The following is a 16,456-nucleotide window of genomic DNA, read 5'->3' as shown; positions in this document are numbered from 1 at the left end:
GTGAAGGGCGCTATTTTACTGATTTTTCAGTTAACTGCATGAAATTGCTGCATACAGTTGAATTAATATTTAAAAAAAACGGAAAACTGCCGTATAAATAGCTATAAAGCAATAAGGACACCGCTTAGGAACAGAGAATGCATCGCACATTGCAGTTTTTTGCCTTACCCCTGGTTATCGCTACTATTTCGTGTACATCTCAGGCGTTAACTCAAGATTTCACTGAAGAAAGAAAGCTATTCCAAAAAGCAAACTCTTTGCTTGCTAAGAACAAACTCAAAGAGTTTAAGAAAGTTAAAGATAAACTAGGCGACTATCCATTAGTTCCCTATCTAGATTACGCTCAGCACATAGGACATAGAGCCAGCCTGAAACACAGTCAGGTTAATGAGTTCATTTCTGAAAATAAGGATACACCGCTGGCTAATCGTCTGAACCGTACCTGGTTAAACCATCTAGCGAAAAAGCAACGTTGGCCTGAATATCTGACTCATTACGCAAAACATCCGGTTTTGAGCACTCGTTATATCTGTCAGCAACAGGTCGCTCTACTCAACGGGACTCCTAAGCAGAAAAAAAATGCCCTTAACAAAGCTAAAGAGTTATGGATGGTTGGCAATTCTCAACCAAAAGCCTGTGACCCGCTGTTTAAAGCTTGGATGAAGACGGGACACCCAACCTCTGCAGAAGCCCACCAGCGTTTCTGGCTTGCTCTGGACCAGGGCAATACTAAACTGGCCCGTTACATTGATAAAAAGGTAAGCGCTAAACAACACAAGCAACAAACCTCCCTTTTCTGGCAGATATACAATAAGCCTGAAAAAGTAGCGACCAGCTCACTTAAGAAAATCAAAGAAGAGCACCAGGCAACAACGGTAATTCTGAGTTACAAGCGCTGGTACAGACTGCAACCGATTACTGCAACACAATCGTGGGTAAAAAAACGCGACAAAATACTCTCGCAAGAGCAGCAACAAACGGTTACTGAATATATGGGGTTGCGCCTTAACCGCAATTATCACAGCAAGGCAATCCAACTCAGTCACAAGCTCGACCCAACATTCAACTATCCGGCTTTAACGGAAACCCGTATCCGTAATGCGCTGGCTAAACAGGATTGGAAACTGGTCCACACCGCTATTGAGCACCTACCTGAAGAGGAGAAAAAGAAAGCGCAGTGGCAGTACTGGTCAGCAGTATCAGAGAAACATCTTACTCCCAATGAAGACAACGAAGGAAAGTTACATGACGTTGCAACTGATCGAAGTTTCTACGGTTTCCTATCAGCAGAACTGAGCGATAAACCATTTAAGCTTAACGCCAAAAGTAGTGCCAGTTCGCAAGAACAACTGGATGCGTTATTAGAAAAACCTGCTGTTCTTAGAGCACGTGAATTATTCAAGCTAGGCATGCTTACGGAAGCCAATCGTGAATGGAACCTTGCTCAGTCACAAATGAATGATGAAGAAAAGCTCACTGCAGGCTATCTGGCTAAATCATGGGGCTGGCACCTGCAAGCGATTATAAACGCGGCTAAAACTAAACGTTGGGATCATATTGATCTGCGTTTTCCTCATCCTCATGCCGAGTTGTTCTCCCAACACGCCGAGAAAAATAATTTGGACCTGAGCTTTCCGGTTGCTATTGCCCGTCAGGAGAGTGCATTCCTGTTTAACGCCCGCTCCAGAGTTGGAGCGAGCGGCTTGATGCAACTTATGCCTAAGACGGCACTGGAAACAGCCAAAAAGCACAAAGTAAAATATCGTCGACGCTCACAACTTCTGGACCCAGAAACCAACATCACGCTCGGCTCCGCCTATCTCGGTGATATGTTGAAGAAATTCAACAATAACCCAGCCTACGCTGCCGCAGCATACAACGCTGGACCACACAGGGTTAAAAAGTGGCTTAAAGATCGAGGTGATCTGCCACTCGACGTATGGATTGAGACTATTCCATTCAAAGAAACCCGAAACTATGTGCAAAATGTTCTCGCATTCAGGGTGATTTACGACCGCCTGGAAGGCCGTCAGGCTAACCTGCTTACCGAGAAACAGATGCAGCTATTGGCTCTTAACCAGAACAATAAAGCTTCTCTGTAATTTATCAGAACTTTCTAAGGGCCTATTTTTTTAAGGAACTATAGCTTGAGTATTAACTCCCCGGTTTGGATAGATATCGGCGTTAACCTGACCGATAGCAGTTTTGCCAAAGACCGGCATGAAGTGATTGAGCATGCGATTTCCGAAGGTGTAGAAAAACTGATAGTAACCGGCACAACACTGGAAGAGAGCATTCAAGCTGTAGAGCTATGCTCTCAATTCCCTGAGCATCTTTTTTGTACGGTGGGAATTCACCCTCATTATGCAAAAGATCACTCAACCAAGGATTACCGAGATCTCCTATCACTAACAAAGGAAATGAGTGTAGTTGCCTGTGGTGAAACCGGCCTCGATTTTAATCGTAACTTTTCAACGCCAGAGCAACAGATCAGCGCATTTGAACGACAATTAGAACTGGCCCATGAAACAGGGCTACCCTTATTTCTACATGAGAGAGATGCTCATCAGAAACAATTGGAGATGCTTCGCAGTCACAGAGATGATTTCTCAGCGGCTGTTGCTCATTGCTTTACCGGTAGCAAAGAGGAAATGTACAACTATCTTGATCTGGACCTTTACATCGGGATTACTGGTTGGGTATGCGATGAAAGAAGGGGGCAGGAGCTGCAGAAAAGTGTCAAAGACATCCCAACGGAGCGCCTGCTTCTCGAAACTGATGCTCCCTATCTGATTCCGCGGGATATACGCCCAAAACCTAAATCAAGGCGTAACTTACCAGCCTATCTGCCACATATTGCTAATAAGGTAGCTGAATTGCAGAGCAAGCCTATAGAACAGTTAAAAGAAGAGGTGTACGAAAACAGCATTCGTCTGTTTAATCTGACTTAAGTAATAGAGTTAAGAAGGAGTGGTTAGGCTGATTAGAAACTGCTGTAAGGCTTCCTGATCAAAAGGCCAATCAAGCGCTGCTTGCGTTTCGACATCGACAAGCACTGGAATCCGGATCGCATATTGCTCCATCAATTCATCATCTTCAGCAATATCAACCTGGAAAACAGCAAACTGGTTTGGATCTACTACGGAAACAATAACCCCCACTGCCAGCTCACAAAGATGGCAACCCAGAGTTCCCATTAATTCTAGCTCTCTCATATCAATCCTGAAGCCTCAAAAGTCAGAACATAATAGCGATTTTTAGCATCAGCCCCAACCTTATAACCTGTAACAGATCAGCAAATAACCTTTAAATTTGTGTTAGAATGCCTCGCGTAAATACCAGCCACTTGGACAGTAGTAATGAAAAACCAAGTAACACCTAAAAACAATGAAGTACGCTTAGGTGCAGATGAATTCATCGTTTCCAAAACCAATCTGAAAGGTGTAATTACCTACACCAATCGTGTTTTTATGCAGATCGCAGGGTATTCAGAATCTGAACTTATTGGGGTTCAGCACAATATTGTCCGCCACCCTGATATGCCCAGAGGGGTTTTTAAGTTTCTGTGGCAAACACTGCAACAGGAACAAGAGTTTTTCGGCTACGTTAAAAACATGTGCAAAGACGGCTCCTATTATTGGGTCTTTGCCAATGTAACACCAGATTATGATGATCGTGGTAACTTGACCGGTTATTACTCAGTTAGACGTCAGCCAAGCCAGAAGGCAATCAATACGTTAGCCCCGATTTATGCCGAGATGCTTGCCGTAGAGAAAGGCGCAGGCGCCCGAGATGCTGCTGATAGATCCATTGCGTTACTTCAGGAAAAACTGGAAGCGTTAGGCTTAAGCTATTTTGAATTAGTCATGAGCCTGGATCAGGAGTAATCGTTATGAAATTTGGTAAAAATTATCACAACTCCACCAGCAAAGGTGTTCCATTCCTGCGCTCCCGCATGAAGCTGATTATAGCGTTGTGGAATCTGTTGATTATCGCCACCCTCGCAGCCACAGCCATTATCTTTGAACCGGTCTGGTGGCTTCTAGTCCCTGTACTGCTTGCCTGCATACTATCGATTTTTGTATTAAAAACAAATGCTTATGGCATCAATGCTCTTGAACGTATAAACCACACACTGGAAAAAGCTAATTCCGGTGATTTCAGTACACGAATTACATCTGTTGCCGGGCTGGGAGAAGTGGGTAAGGTTGCCTGGGAGCTTAACGACCTTCTGGATCGGGTCGAATCATATTTCAAGGAAGTTGACGCTTGCTTCAGCTATGTTGCCGAAGGCAGGTACGATAGGAAAGCTTTATATAAAGGTATGCCTGGGCGCCTGCGCAAATCGCTTTCTCAAATAAATGTTTCTCTTGAGAAAATGGAAGAAGGGGCAAAATTCCTCGTTTCCAATCAACTTAAATCTGAACTGCATAACCTCAACACGGGTCACTTGATTGAAAACCTGAAGCGCAATCAGGCTGATCTGGTGAAAATCTCTGATGAGATGGAACAGGTAGAATCTATTGCCGCACAAAACGGTGAAGCCGCGGCAAATAGTCAGGTAACAGTTGAGGGAATGAGTAACTCGCTGGAAAGTATCTCCAAGAATATCGCTAGTGTGTCACAAGTTACGCAAGCGCTTGAGAAAGACAGCGCCAAAGTATCTGAATCACTCTCCATCATTACTGACATTGCAGATCAGACAAGTCTTCTTGCACTGAATGCGGCGATAGAAGCAGCACGCGCAGGCGAGCAGGGACGAGGCTTTGCAGTGGTAGCAGATGAAGTTAAAGCTTTATCAAACAGAACCAAAGAAGCAGCCATTGAAGTAACAGAAACCATCAATAGTTTCAGTGAAAGTGTAACCGAGATGGTCCAGCAGGCAGCAGTTTCAACCGAAGCGGCAGAGAAAATTAGCGAACAAGTACAGCAATTCAGAGAACAGTTTGTTGACATCGCTCGCTCTGCCGAGGATACCCAGCGCTATATATCCTATGCCAAAGACCGCACATTTGGCTCATTGGCCAAAGCCGACCACGTTATCTTCAAGCAAAACGGATACATTGCACTAGATGACTCGCAACACCGGGAACAGGAAGTATCAGCAGTATCAGTCAATCATACTGAATGCCGTCTAGGCAAATGGTATTACGAAGGCTTTGGCGCAGATAGTTTCCAATCCACCCGAGCTTACCCTCAATTAGAGGTCCCTCATGCTGCAGTGCATACTGCCGTACAGAAAGCAGTTGCACTACGTGACGAAAACTGGAAGAAGAACCCTGCAATCCGCCAGGAAATCGTTGCCAATATGAGTAAAGCCGAAGATGAAAGTTACAAAATACTGCAATATATCGATGACATGATAGAAGAACGGCATAAGCTATAAAGCTCATGAGTAAAGCTCGCGAAACTTAAGATTAGCGCTAGAGCGCACTTTTTCGATCCCTTAGTCTTAAAACCTTAGTGTGATCGACCAAGGAATATCTTGATACATTGCGTTGCACAATAATATGCTGATGGACTTTTCTACGCACTTGCAAAAGTATTATTGCAAGCATATGCTGGAAAACCCTTAGTGAGTAACAGATCAAAATCCCGCCTCCATATTGTGACCAAATATGTGAAGCACCTAAAGATGGACGGATGGATATGACAAAGAAAGGCGAATCTATGGAAAACAACAGTAACCTGCTCTCCAACCCGCAAGAGTTTATCGATTACTTAAACTCTGAAACAAAAAAAGTACTGGAGATGTTCTCTGCTTCCGGCGGCGACGATATTTTCACCCAGTTCACCCAATCATGGACTGAATTGGCTAACCGCTCGTGGGAAGACCCTACTGTTTGGATTCGCGCAATTACCGATTACCAGCAGAGCCAGATGAACCTGTGGACTAACCTGCTAACCGGTAAAACGGCAGATTCTGTTGCCGCTCCAGCTCGAGGTGATCGTCGCTTCCAGGCTGAAGAATGGTCTCAGAACCCTGTTTTTGATTACATCAAACAGTCTTACCTTCTGAGCTCCAAGCTACTTCAGGAGATGGCTGCGAATGCTAATCTATCTGACCAAGAGCAGAAGAAGCTTGAGTTCTACACACAGCAGTACATCGACGCGATGTCTCCTACTAACTTCGCTCTGACTAACCCTGAAGTACTGCAACAGGCATTGGAAACTAAAGGCCAGAGCCTGGTTGACGGTCTTAAGAACCTGCTAGGAGATGCGGAGAAAGGTCGCATCTCTATGACTGATGAGTCTGCCTTCATCCTTGGCGAAAACATCGCTACAACTAAAGGTTCCGTTGTATACGAGAACGAAATGTTCCAGTTGATTCAGTACAATCCAACAACTGAAGAAACTTACGCTCGTCCTACAATGATCGTTCCCCCATGCATCAACAAGTTCTACATTCTGGATCTGCAGGAACATAACTCATACGTTAAGTACTGCGTTGATCAGGGCCAGACAACATTCCTGGTTTCCTGGCTGAACCCAACAACTGAACAGGGTTACATCAGCTGGGATGACTATGTAGAGAAAGGTATTCTGAAAGCAACTGAAGTTGTTAAAGATATCACTAGCACTGACAAAGTTAACGCTGTTGCATGGTGTGTAGGTGGTACTTTGCTAGCTTCTTCACTGGCAGTGATGGCTGCTCGTAAAGATACGTCTATAGCTTCAGCTACCTTCTTTACAACACTGCTGGACTTCCAGGATCCAGGTGATCTGTGCGTATTTATCGATGAGCAACAGGTTAAGAAACTGGAAAACAAGGTAACTAATCAGGGTTACCTAAGCGGTCGTGAACTGGCAACATCTTTCAACATGCTACGTTCAAATGACCTGATCTGGTCTTATGTAGTAAACAACTACCTGAAGGGTCAGACTCCGCCTCCATTTGATATCCTGTACTGGAACAGCGACTCTACAAACCTACCAGCAGAAATGTATACCTTCTACATCAACAACATGTACTTGGAAAACAATCTGCGCGAGAAAGATCAACTGACACTTTGTGGCGAGAAGATCGACCTGGGCAAAATCAAAATCCCATGTTACTTCCTGTCTACTATCGAAGATCACATCGCTCCATGGAAAGGCACTTTCGAAGGCACTGATATCCTCAAAGGTAAGAACGAATTCGTTCTGGGTGCAAGCGGACACGTTGCGGGTGTAATCAACCCAGCATCCAAAAACCGTCGTAACTACTGGATCAATGGTGAACAGGGCCAGGGCGCTGACCACTGGCTGGAAACTGCAGAGCGCGAAGAAGGCTCATGGTGGCCTCACTGGGCTGAATGGCTGAAGCGTCGTGCTGGCAAGAAAGTTCCAGCTCCTGCGGCAACTGGTAACGATACTTATAAAGAGATCGAACCAGCTCCAGGTCGCTATGTAGCTGTACGTATCGACTAATTTAGAGCGGTAATAAAAAACGGAGCCTTTTGGCTCCGTTTTTGTTTATAGCTGATCCGCTAACAGTTTAATCTCATCTATAAGTTCTTGGTCTTCTGTAAATGAAGCAAACTTGGCAGCCTTGTCTATTGCCTCTTTCACCCTATCCTTTTCACCTTCTTCAACAAGTCGCTGTGCCATTGAAAACATAATAGACGCTTTATATTCATTGTCTTTAAGCGCCTGCGCCAATCCATAGGCATATTCATAGGTCTCTATAGATTTTTCATTCTCTTCGGTGAAATCAGCCAAGGTCTCCCACAACACGGGATGATCCTTTTTACTTCCCCTATATTTCTCACACAGCTGTTCCAACTGGTCATAGAGCTCGTAGAACTTGGTCTCATTATTCGCTTCAGCAGCATCCATCAACTGTTCTGCTAAAGATTCAACTTCTTTAAAGATTACACTACTCAAGGTATTAACTCTCCAACCAGACTTCTTTTGCCCAGGTCCAGATAGAGGGCCACTCCTCTTCGGTCATATCACCATGCATCCAAAGAAGGATCTCTCCCTCCTGAGTGATACAGTAGTAACCGTCAACGTGTTCACAGATAGGAATATACTCTCTGGGCAACCCAACATCCCAAGCCGTGGCCGCCATTTCAGGAAGGAAGGTGTGTGATTGTGAATCAGTAACAGTTGCAGGCTCAATCGAACCACAGACAATATCACTGACCTCCAGCAGGAACTGCTTGTACTCATCAGGTAGCGAGATAAGAATCTGCTCCTCAATCTCTACAAGATCATCCTCATCGGGTAACTCAAGAGGGACCGGCACATCCAAATTCCTCTCTTGCAGTAACTCAATAACATCTTCCATTTAATGGCTCCACTCCAAACGGCAAAATAACAATTACTTCAACTCAGATATTCTAGCGGAAATTTAGTTCTATACACGCAGTTTAGGGAATCAATGATGAAGCCAAACAGATCTCATAAGATTCCCTAGCCCAAAAACAGAACACTAAAAAATAAGCATATACCCTTACGCACACGCAAATTAACTACAAACCCTCTCACCCAAAAACTAATACTTTAGATCTAATATACTCCAAATTGCTAACGCCTTTGGCTGTATTTCCCAAGACATTAGCGTAGGAATCCGTATAATTCGCGCCAACTGCACTGCAACATGTACAAATTGTCACAATTATTATGTGACCTTTCATTTTGCAGAACATGAAGTCTCTGGAGATAGCCGAGTTAATATTTCTCTCTGCTGTGGCCACAAGCCCCGTCTCCGGTGTCACTTCAAACCCCATAATTACTATTAATATGGCGAAGCTTATATGACCACAAAAACGGTAGACGTATTGCTAGTCGGCGCGGGAGCTATGAGCACAACCTTAGGTGTTATGCTCAAGCAGCTGGATCCATCCCTAAAAATCACTATGATCGAGCGCCTGGATCATGTGGCCAAAGAAAGTACTGACGGTATGAACAATGCCGGCACTGGTCACGCAGCTTATTGCGAGTTGAACTACACGCCTGAACAGGCTGATGGCAGCATCAACTGCAGCAAAGCTTACGCAATCAATGCAGCATTCGAAGTTAGTTTACAGTTCTGGTCTTACCTTGTTCAGCAAGGCGCTCTGCCAGAGCCTGCACAGTTCATTAACCCAGTCCCACATCAGAGCTTTGTTTGGGGTGAGAAAAACGTTAATTTCTTACGCAAACGTTATGAAGCTCTGAGTAAGCATCACCAGTTCGATGTGATGGAATACTCTGAAGATCCAGATGTTATCCGTGAGTGGATGCCATTGATAATGCAGGGGCGTAAAGCGGGTGAAAAAATTGCTGCGACACGCGTACGTTACGGTTCCGATGTAAACTTCGGCTCTCTAGCGCGCAATATGGTCAACTTCCTGGAAAAACAGGATGGCTATGAACTTCTATTAAGCCACGAAGTGAGCAGCTTCTATCAAAATAAAGATAAAAGCTGGGATGTGAGTCTCAAAAACGGCAATGGCGAAAGCGTGACCATCCGCAGCAACTTTGTGTTCCTTGGTGCTGGCGGCGGTGCATTACCACTTCTTCAGAAAACTGGTATCCCTGAAGCTCGAGGCTATGGTGGTTTCCCGGTTAGCGGTCAGTGGTTGGTATGTAAAAACCAGGAAATCGTTGAACAACACGCTTCCAAAGTATACGGAGCAGCTCCTATCGGTGCCCCTCCAATGTCTGTTCCACACCTGGACACCCGCGTAATTGACGGTAAAAAAGCACTTCTGTTTGGTCCATTTGCGGGCTTTACCACCAAGTTCCTCAAGGAAGGTTCTGTAACAGATATGTTCCGAAGCCTTTCTACGGATAACCTGAAGCCAATGCTTCAAGTTGGCGCGACAAGTATGGATCTGACTAAGTATCTGATCAGCGAAGTCATGCAGACACACGGTTCACGTGTAATGTCTCTGAGCAACTTCTACCCGGATGCTAAGGAAGAAGAGTGGGAGATTTCTCACGCGGGTCAACGTGTACAGATCATCAAACAAGATGAAAGTGGTAAAGGTAAGCTAGAGTTCGGTACCGAAGTAATCACTGCCGAAGATGGCAGCCTGGCCGCTCTCCTAGGTGCTTCCCCAGGTGCTTCTACGGCTGTACCAGCAATGCTGAGTATTGTTGAAAAGTGCTTTACTGAGAAACTAGAAACGCCTGAGTGGAAAAGCAAGATCGTCGAGATGATCCCATCTTACGGTCAGGACCTAACCGCTGATGCAGAACTTCTTAAAGAAGTTCGCCAAAACACACTATCTGTATTGGGGCTTGATCCTGAAAAAAAGCCTGAAGAGCAGGCTGAACTAACCAGCCTGCAAAACGACACAGATAACGCAGCGTAATCAATTTACAGAGCATATCTATAAAGCCGGTCACACGACCGGCTTTTTCGTTTTATCCGGACTTGCAGTAAGATGAATGCTCACAAACAATAATCCCGTTTTAATGCAATGTAGATCTGAATGCGGCGCGTGCTGTATTGCCCCAAGTATCAGCAGCCTGAACAAACCTGCAGGTGTCAAATGCCAGTATCTTACTGAGGATTACCGCTGCACGATCTTTGACAGACCTGAGCGTCCTGATGTTTGTGCTCAGTTTCAACCGGAAAAAGAATTCTGCGGAGAAAACAGAGATCAGGCATTACAGATTCTGACCTTTCTGGAATCAGAAACCCTATAATACATGCACAAAAAAACACACCCAAAGGTGTGCTTTTTAAACAGCAATCTGAGAGACAGATTAAACTTTAACGATGTTCTCAGCCTGTGGACCTTTCCGACCCTGAGTGATTGTGAATTCTACTTTCTGGCCTTCTGCCAGACTTTTGAAACCATCACCCTGAATTGCTGAGAAGTGAGCAAAAACGTCTGGGCCGTTTTCCTGCTCAATAAATCCAAAACCTTTTTCGTCGTTAAACCACTTAACTGTACCAGTTGTTGCCATCTTTCATCGTCCTATTTAGACATTAGTAATTTGCCCTGAACCTCGGGACTATCCCTGTGCTCACGACTGTTCTAGCTGAGAAGATATGGAATTACTTATGTAAAATAGAACGCTCAGAAGTGGTAACGTCACTACATAATGCAAGCCGTATTCTTTTCTAGCCATCTGATCATAGCTCTGTTTAACGTTAATTCAATGACAAACCGATGTTTTTTACATGCAAAAGCATCCAACAATAGTCGTAGTTAAGCGATTTTCGATGTTTTTAAACCCCTTTAACCTCAATAAACAATTAAAAATTGTACTCAGAGGTCAAGCCACCTATCCTTACCTGCCCTCTTGACCACAGATATTCACAACAACTAGTAACATCAGAAAATGGAGTAAACCTCTGAAAACGCTTTCTGAAATCAAAGTAATTCTGGCATTAGGCTTACCTATTGCCATTGCCCAGATAGCACAAACCTCAATGGGTTTTGTAGATACTCTGATGGCAGGGCGTTATGACTCTACTGACTTAGCGGCAGTATCCCTGGGTTCCAGCATCTGGCTTCCGGTTTTTATCGCCAGCCAAGGAATCCTGATAGCAACAACCCCTCTAGTTGCGCACTTAGTAGGAGCTGATAGGCCAGAAGAAACTCAGAAAACACTTCATCAAGGCACCATTATCTCTCTGATTCTGACAGTCTTAGCCATGGCACTTCTGCATAACTGCATGCCTATTCTTATGGCAATGAATGTAGAGCCGGAATTGGCCAACCTTACCGATCAATACCTAAAAGCAGTTTCCTGGGGATTTCCGGCCCTACTTTTCTATCAGTTGATACGTAGTTATATAGAGGGGTTTGGTAAAACTCAGCCCGCCATGAAAATCGCTATTCTCGGTTTAATCTGTAACATACCTCTAAATTACGTGCTGATTTATGGAAGATTCGGCTTACCCGAACTGGGCGGAGTGGGTTGCGGATGGGCTACCGCCATTGTTATGTGGATAATGCTGTTTGTTGCTGTTGTTTATATTCTAAAAACGCCCGACTTCAAAGAATTAAAGCCTTTTTCCCGGTGGCAAACTCCGCAACTAACGGCACTGGCGAACTATCTAAAACTAGGCCTGCCGATAGGTGTATCACTGTTGGTAGAAGTAAGTATGTTCTCAGTGATCGCTCTGTTATTGGCCGATCTAGGTGAAATAATGATTGCCTCGCACCAGATTACGCTCAGCTTTACAGGTCTGGTTTTCATGCTCCCCTTGAGCATATCCATGGCCCTGACAATCCGTGTAGGACATCAACTAGGTTATGGCTTGCCACAAGCAGCACGTTTTAGCGCTAAAACAGGCCTGCTTATTACTCTGACCATTGCGATTTTCAGCTCCAGTCTGATGGCGTTGTTTGCTGCTGAGATCGCAGATTTATATACCACCGACACCCGCATTCTTGACATTGCCGCTTCTTTGATACTGATCGCAGCGCTCTTCCAGTTTTCCGATGCTATCCAAATCACCTGTTCCGGGACGTTACGTGGCTATAAGGACACCCTGATTCCCTTACTAATGGTTTTTATTGCCTACTGGCTGATCGGACTGCCCACGGGTTTCGTATTGGGTAAAACAGATATTTTAGTTCCGGCGATGGGTCCTAAAGGGTTCTGGATCGGTTTACTTATTGGGCTAAGCATTGGCGCTATACTGCTATTGTCACGATTACACTGGAAGAGCCGCTAACTTATAACTAATGAAACACCATGACTCGCGCTTAATAAGAAAAACTCTCTGCTTAACCCTGGCGGTTTTCTTGCTCGCCGCATGCAGTAGAGATACTCCTGAGTCGATGATGGATAATTACACCTCTCGACTAAGCAGAGTACTTGAGACAGAGATCCATCATGCCCCCCCCCTCTTCTTCCCCTGTTCCCTCACCGACGCGATAGGCTAATTGAAACTCAAGAGATCCGAGAGGGTTTAATCGATCTACTACAGCTTGAGGAATGCGGAATTCTGCCCCTCATAGCAGAACGCAACAGTTCATTGGGCAAAGTCTATGCCCCATCGCAAAAAATGCTCTATGAGTTAAAGTTTTTTGTACAGATAAGGGATTGCCATACACAACTGCAAAACAAGCCAAGTGCCGACCCAGAGCTACTGTCGTTGATCTCTCAAATCTATCGTATAAAAAAAGATAACCTCGCCGCAGAAATCTGGAACGGGATATACGTATCCAGCGAGGTAGAAGCCAATTTCTCTCGAGGGGAACCGCCACTAGACCGAATTGATGATGGCTCTGCAGCCAATATGTTGAGTAATTTTACGGCAATTGCTCAACTCTCAGAACTGTTAATCGATCAAAATCAATGGGCTTTACCCGATAAAGTTAATAGTATTGAAACTCTCTATGAACCCCTTCATAGAAATCGTTCAGGCGCCAAGGCCCTTAAGTCCATCCTGCTCCTCACCCATAGCATGAACGAAGCCACACAAATCATAGAAACACGGCTAAAAAAACGTGCTTTGTGTTTTAACCAAAAACCTTCCGCAAAAGCACAGATTCTGAAAAATGTGTTTTACAAATTCTATATTGGCGAATTTCAACCCTACCTCGCCCAATCTCACCGTCACGCCAAGAACTGGATTGAGTTAAATAACCTCTTGTTTCTCAACTTTGAGCAAGCTGGTCTGAACGTCCCCAAAGCAATGGAAACTTACCAATTGCTAGTATTGTCAGAAACAGCTGAGGGGAGCTTATGGTTCAGATACCAGTCAGCCCGCAAAAAGCATACTCAAGCATGGCAAAAAATCCTAAAACAATGCAGAATGATGCCGACTAATAGAGACTAGCCCTTAATAGGCCTTGTTATCAGGTGAAGGATTCGACTTTGCAGCGGTCTTCAATGTGTAGAAGTCATAACAGCAGATGCAGCCCCACTCTTCTGGGTGTCCTGTTCGTTATCTCCTGCCTGCTGTTTATTCAAGTTGATGCAGAAAGTGTTCGCCTGAGTAAAGCTGATATTGAAAAGTTGGGGCAAAAGTATGGTGCCAAGGCAAAACGACGTCTGGAAACATGGCAAAAGCTGCTGACCGAGCTCAAAGGCGAAAGCGAAAGAAACAAACTCGAACGCGTAAATAACTTTTTCAACCAGGTGCGGTTTATCGATGACATTAAGCATTGGAAGAAAAAGGATTACTGGGCGACACCAGTAGAGTTCCTGATAACCAATGGCGGTGACTGTGAAGACTTTAGTATCGCCAAATATTACACCCTGAAAGAGCTGGGTGTACCCGTAGATAAAATGAACCTGGCCTATGTAAAAGCCCTGCGCCTTAACCAGGCCCATATGGTTCTAACCTATTATAAAAACCCCAAATCAACCCCTTTGGTGTTGGATAACATCAACAAGTCGATCCTACCTGCATCTAAGCGACCTGATCTATTACACGTGTATAGCTTCAATGGTGACAAGCTATGGCTATCTAAAATGGGGCGCAGAACAACATTGGTAGGCACATCCGATAGGTTGAAGCCTTGGGTTAAACTGCAATCAAGAATTGAAAATAAGGACATTAACCTTCGTTAGGTTTAATGATGAGGAGTAAGAGCTATGTCACTGGTTAACCAACTGATTGCTGCGATATTTGCAGTACTGATCGGCCTGGTTTCTGGCACGCTGTATATCATGTCAGAAAGCTCAAGGTCGATTCTGCAAAACCAGCTGGAATCACACGCACAAGACTCAGCAACCCACCTGGGTCTGTATCTTGCCCCTTATATGGCCGATGATGACAGCGCCACAATCGAAACGGCTGTTAATGCGATCTTCGATAGCGGTTTTTACCAACGTATTATCGTTACTAACGCTGATGAAACCGTATTATTTGAAAAACAAACACCTCCTGAAGTTAGCTCAGAAGTACCTGGCTGGTTTCAAAATATGGTGAAAATCACACCACCCTCTATGCACCGTGATATCACTTACCAATGGCGTCAGGTCGGTAAAATCTACGTACAAAGCCGCGCAGGATACGCTTATGAAAAGCTTTGGAAAGGCGCCCAGGACAGTATAATTCTCTTTGTATCCCTCTCTATTGTCTGTCTGCTGGCCATCAGCTCTCTAGTCAGATTCCTTCTAAGGCCGCTTCATCGTGTTGAAGACCAAGCTGTGGCATTAACAGAAAAACGTTATATCGAGCAGGAAAAACTACCTGGTACACGTGAACTTAAACGTGTTGTGGAAGCAATGAATAACATGGTGCGCCAGGTAAAAGGGATGTTTGAGGAACAAGCCCGTAATATCGAAGACCTTCGCCGTAGCGCATATCAAGATGGATTAACTGGACTGGCTAACCAACGCGCTACAGAATCCCAGCTCGCCGAACGTCTCGATTACCGTAAAGATTTTGGGCGTGGAACTTTGTTCAATATCCACCTGCTTAATCTGCAGTCCGTTAACCAGCAGATAGGTATGGATAAAACCAACACTCTCCTTAAATTCTTAGCCAACCGTTTAGAAGAGATGGCCCGCAACGCTGACCAAAGCGTTCTGGGACGAATCACCGGCGCAGACTTTATTCTTCTAACCAATCAGACCGACCTCGATCAACTACAACGTCTGATAGAGATCCTGGACCAAGAGAGCAGAAAACAGCTTTCCCAACTCTCAGAATCTGAAATAACAGTACCGATTATCAGTATTGGTAGCTGCCTGTGTGATGACAGTAGCAATACAAAACAACTGCTGTCACAGGCTCGTTTAGCGGCAGATGAAGCAGAATCTCAGCAAGAGCTCTGGAAACAGTTTGATCTTGATAAGCAGAGCATAAGCCAGCCCGTTGGTTCTGACTGGAAACAGCATGTCGCTCAAGCTATCAATCAACGGAAAATATTCCTGCAGATACAGAGCGTCTTTAGCAAAAGCCCAAGCTCTATGCCTCTTCAGGATGAGCTGCTTGCACGTATTTTAGACCGTGAAGATAAACCGGCTTCAGCGGGTGAGTTCATCAATGTGGTTAAAGAATTAGGCCTTATCACGGAGATGGACAAAGCTGTTATTGAACTGGCAGTTAATCAGTCGAATGAACGAGCAACGCCGCTGACCATCAACCTGAGTCACGAAGCGGTCGCCACTCCTGAGTTCCATAACTGGCTAGTCAACAAACTCCAAAGCGGATCCTTTGCTGGCAAGCTTATGTTCGAAGTAGACGAAACCAGTGTGCTGAATCATATGGAGGAAGTCACCAAATTCCGCAAGGCCTTGCAAAAGCTGGGCATCAGCTTTGGCGTCGACCACTTTGGTGTGCATCCTAGCGGATTCGCCTACCTCTATGGCGTTCAACCAGACTACGTAAAAATTGATGGCTCCCTGATACGGGATATTGATGAAAACGCTGAAGACCGCTTCTTTGTCAGCAGCCTGATCAGTGTGGCCCACAGCCTGGGTATACAAGCCTATGCAGAGCATGTTGAGCGTGAAACTCAATTAACACTGCTGACATCACTCGAAATTGATGGCACTCAGGGTTACTTACACGGAGCACCCAGACCACTGGATGAGTAAGTAAACCTCATCCATAAAAAAA

The 16,456-nt window shown here is 44.8% G+C and carries 14 protein-coding genes; 10 read left to right on the top strand and 4 right to left on the bottom strand.

All coding sequences use genetic code 11. The features are described 5' to 3' along the window. The first annotated feature begins 137 nt into the window (after positions 1–137). Complete coding sequence (locus GY843_RS17210; RefSeq protein WP_297311416.1) at positions 138–2,102, top strand: transglycosylase SLT domain-containing protein; 1,965 nt, start codon at positions 138–140, stop codon at positions 2,100–2,102. A gap of 45 nt (positions 2,103–2,147) precedes the next feature. Then, positions 2,148–2,951, top strand: a complete 804-nt coding sequence (locus GY843_RS17205) for a TatD family hydrolase (RefSeq protein WP_367183866.1) — start codon at positions 2,148–2,150, stop codon at positions 2,949–2,951. A gap of 9 nt (positions 2,952–2,960) precedes the next feature. On the opposite strand, the gene GY843_RS17200 is transcribed toward GY843_RS17205, so the two are convergent. Beyond that, a complete protein-coding gene (locus tag GY843_RS17200; protein ID WP_297311413.1) occupies positions 2,961–3,215 on the bottom strand; it encodes a glutaredoxin family protein in 255 nt (84 codons plus the stop codon). Positions 3,216–3,359: 144 nt separating this feature from the next. Between GY843_RS17200 and GY843_RS17195 the strand changes: the two genes are divergently transcribed. From GY843_RS17195 to GY843_RS17185, 3 genes are all read left to right on the top strand, one after another. Next, positions 3,360–3,887 carry a PAS domain-containing protein gene (locus tag GY843_RS17195; protein WP_297311410.1) on the top strand — a complete coding sequence of 176 codons (528 nt, stop codon included), beginning with the start codon at positions 3,360–3,362 and terminating at the stop codon, positions 3,885–3,887. Between the two features lie 5 nt (positions 3,888–3,892). After that, positions 3,893–5,386: a methyl-accepting chemotaxis protein gene (locus tag GY843_RS17190; protein ID WP_297311408.1), complete on the top strand. Its 1,494-nt coding sequence runs from the start codon at positions 3,893–3,895 to the stop codon at positions 5,384–5,386. 263 nt (positions 5,387–5,649) lie between these two features. Then, a complete protein-coding gene (locus tag GY843_RS17185; RefSeq protein ID WP_297311406.1) occupies positions 5,650–7,410 on the top strand; it encodes a class I poly(R)-hydroxyalkanoic acid synthase in 1,761 nt (586 codons plus the stop codon). A gap of 45 nt (positions 7,411–7,455) precedes the next feature. Here GY843_RS17185 and GY843_RS17180 read toward each other — a convergent pair whose 3' ends face one another. Together GY843_RS17180 and GY843_RS17175 are read right to left on the bottom strand one after the other, a co-directional pair. After that, positions 7,456–7,866, bottom strand: coding sequence for a tetratricopeptide repeat protein (locus GY843_RS17180; protein WP_297311404.1), 411 nt, complete (start codon positions 7,864–7,866; stop codon positions 7,456–7,458). A gap of 4 nt (positions 7,867–7,870) precedes the next feature. Beyond that, the gene (locus tag GY843_RS17175) at positions 7,871–8,272 is read right to left on the bottom strand and encodes an SMI1/KNR4 family protein (protein WP_297311403.1); all 402 of its coding nucleotides are present in this window, start codon (positions 8,270–8,272) and stop codon (positions 7,871–7,873) included. A 469-nt stretch (positions 8,273–8,741) separates the two neighbouring features. Between GY843_RS17175 and mqo the strand changes: the two genes are divergently transcribed. Next, positions 8,742–10,286 (top strand): malate dehydrogenase (quinone), encoded by a 1,545-nt coding sequence (gene mqo / locus GY843_RS17170; RefSeq protein WP_297311402.1) that lies wholly within the window; start codon positions 8,742–8,744, stop codon positions 10,284–10,286. Between the two features lie 397 nt (positions 10,287–10,683). Here mqo and GY843_RS17160 read toward each other — a convergent pair whose 3' ends face one another. Next, positions 10,684–10,887: a cold-shock protein gene (locus GY843_RS17160; RefSeq protein ID WP_297311401.1), complete on the bottom strand. Its 204-nt coding sequence runs from the start codon at positions 10,885–10,887 to the stop codon at positions 10,684–10,686. Between the two features lie 349 nt (positions 10,888–11,236). Here GY843_RS17160 and GY843_RS17155 point away from each other — a divergent pair, with 349 nt between their 5' ends. From GY843_RS17155 to GY843_RS17140, 4 genes are all read left to right on the top strand, one after another. Then, complete coding sequence (locus GY843_RS17155; protein ID WP_367183867.1) at positions 11,237–12,610, top strand: MATE family efflux transporter; 1,374 nt, start codon at positions 11,237–11,239, stop codon at positions 12,608–12,610. 183 nt (positions 12,611–12,793) lie between these two features. Next, the gene (locus GY843_RS17150; protein WP_297311493.1) at positions 12,794–13,720 is read left to right on the top strand and encodes a DUF3080 family protein; all 927 of its coding nucleotides are present in this window, start codon (positions 12,794–12,796) and stop codon (positions 13,718–13,720) included. 53 nt (positions 13,721–13,773) lie between these two features. Then, positions 13,774–14,457, top strand: coding sequence for a transglutaminase-like cysteine peptidase (locus GY843_RS17145; RefSeq protein ID WP_297311399.1), 684 nt, complete (start codon positions 13,774–13,776; stop codon positions 14,455–14,457). A gap of 24 nt (positions 14,458–14,481) precedes the next feature. After that, positions 14,482–16,434, top strand: coding sequence for an EAL domain-containing protein (locus GY843_RS17140; RefSeq protein ID WP_297311398.1), 1,953 nt, complete (start codon positions 14,482–14,484; stop codon positions 16,432–16,434). Positions 16,435–16,456 lie beyond the last annotated feature (22 nt).

Source organism: Neptuniibacter sp. (assembly GCF_024231755.1).
Lineage (GTDB): Bacteria > Pseudomonadota > Gammaproteobacteria > Pseudomonadales > Balneatricaceae > Neptuniibacter.
Note: the sequence above shows the minus strand (reverse complement) of the source record. Positions and strands in the feature narration are given on the sequence as shown.

Bases quoted from the DNA above. Each gene is read 5' to 3' on its own strand.
- GY843_RS17195 (WP_297311410.1), top strand. From the start codon at position 3,360: ATGAAAAACCAAGTAACACCTAAAAACAATGAAGTACGCTTAGGTGCA.
- mqo (WP_297311402.1), top strand. From the start codon at position 8,742: ATGACCACAAAAACGGTAGACGTATTGCTAGTCGGCGCGGGAGCTATG.
- GY843_RS17210 (WP_297311416.1), top strand. From the start codon at position 138: ATGCATCGCACATTGCAGTTTTTTGCCTTACCCCTGGTTATCGCTACT.
- GY843_RS17160 (WP_297311401.1), bottom strand. From the start codon at position 10,887: ATGGCAACAACTGGTACAGTTAAGTGGTTTAACGACGAAAAAGGTTTT.
- GY843_RS17145 (WP_297311399.1), top strand. From the start codon at position 13,774: ATGTGTAGAAGTCATAACAGCAGATGCAGCCCCACTCTTCTGGGTGTC.
- GY843_RS17200 (WP_297311413.1), bottom strand. From the start codon at position 3,215: ATGAGAGAGCTAGAATTAATGGGAACTCTGGGTTGCCATCTTTGTGAG.
- GY843_RS17185 (WP_297311406.1), top strand. From the start codon at position 5,650: ATGACAAAGAAAGGCGAATCTATGGAAAACAACAGTAACCTGCTCTCC.
- GY843_RS17190 (WP_297311408.1), top strand. From the start codon at position 3,893: ATGAAATTTGGTAAAAATTATCACAACTCCACCAGCAAAGGTGTTCCA.
- GY843_RS17140 (WP_297311398.1), top strand. From the start codon at position 14,482: ATGTCACTGGTTAACCAACTGATTGCTGCGATATTTGCAGTACTGATC.
- GY843_RS17175 (WP_297311403.1), bottom strand. From the start codon at position 8,272: ATGGAAGATGTTATTGAGTTACTGCAAGAGAGGAATTTGGATGTGCCG.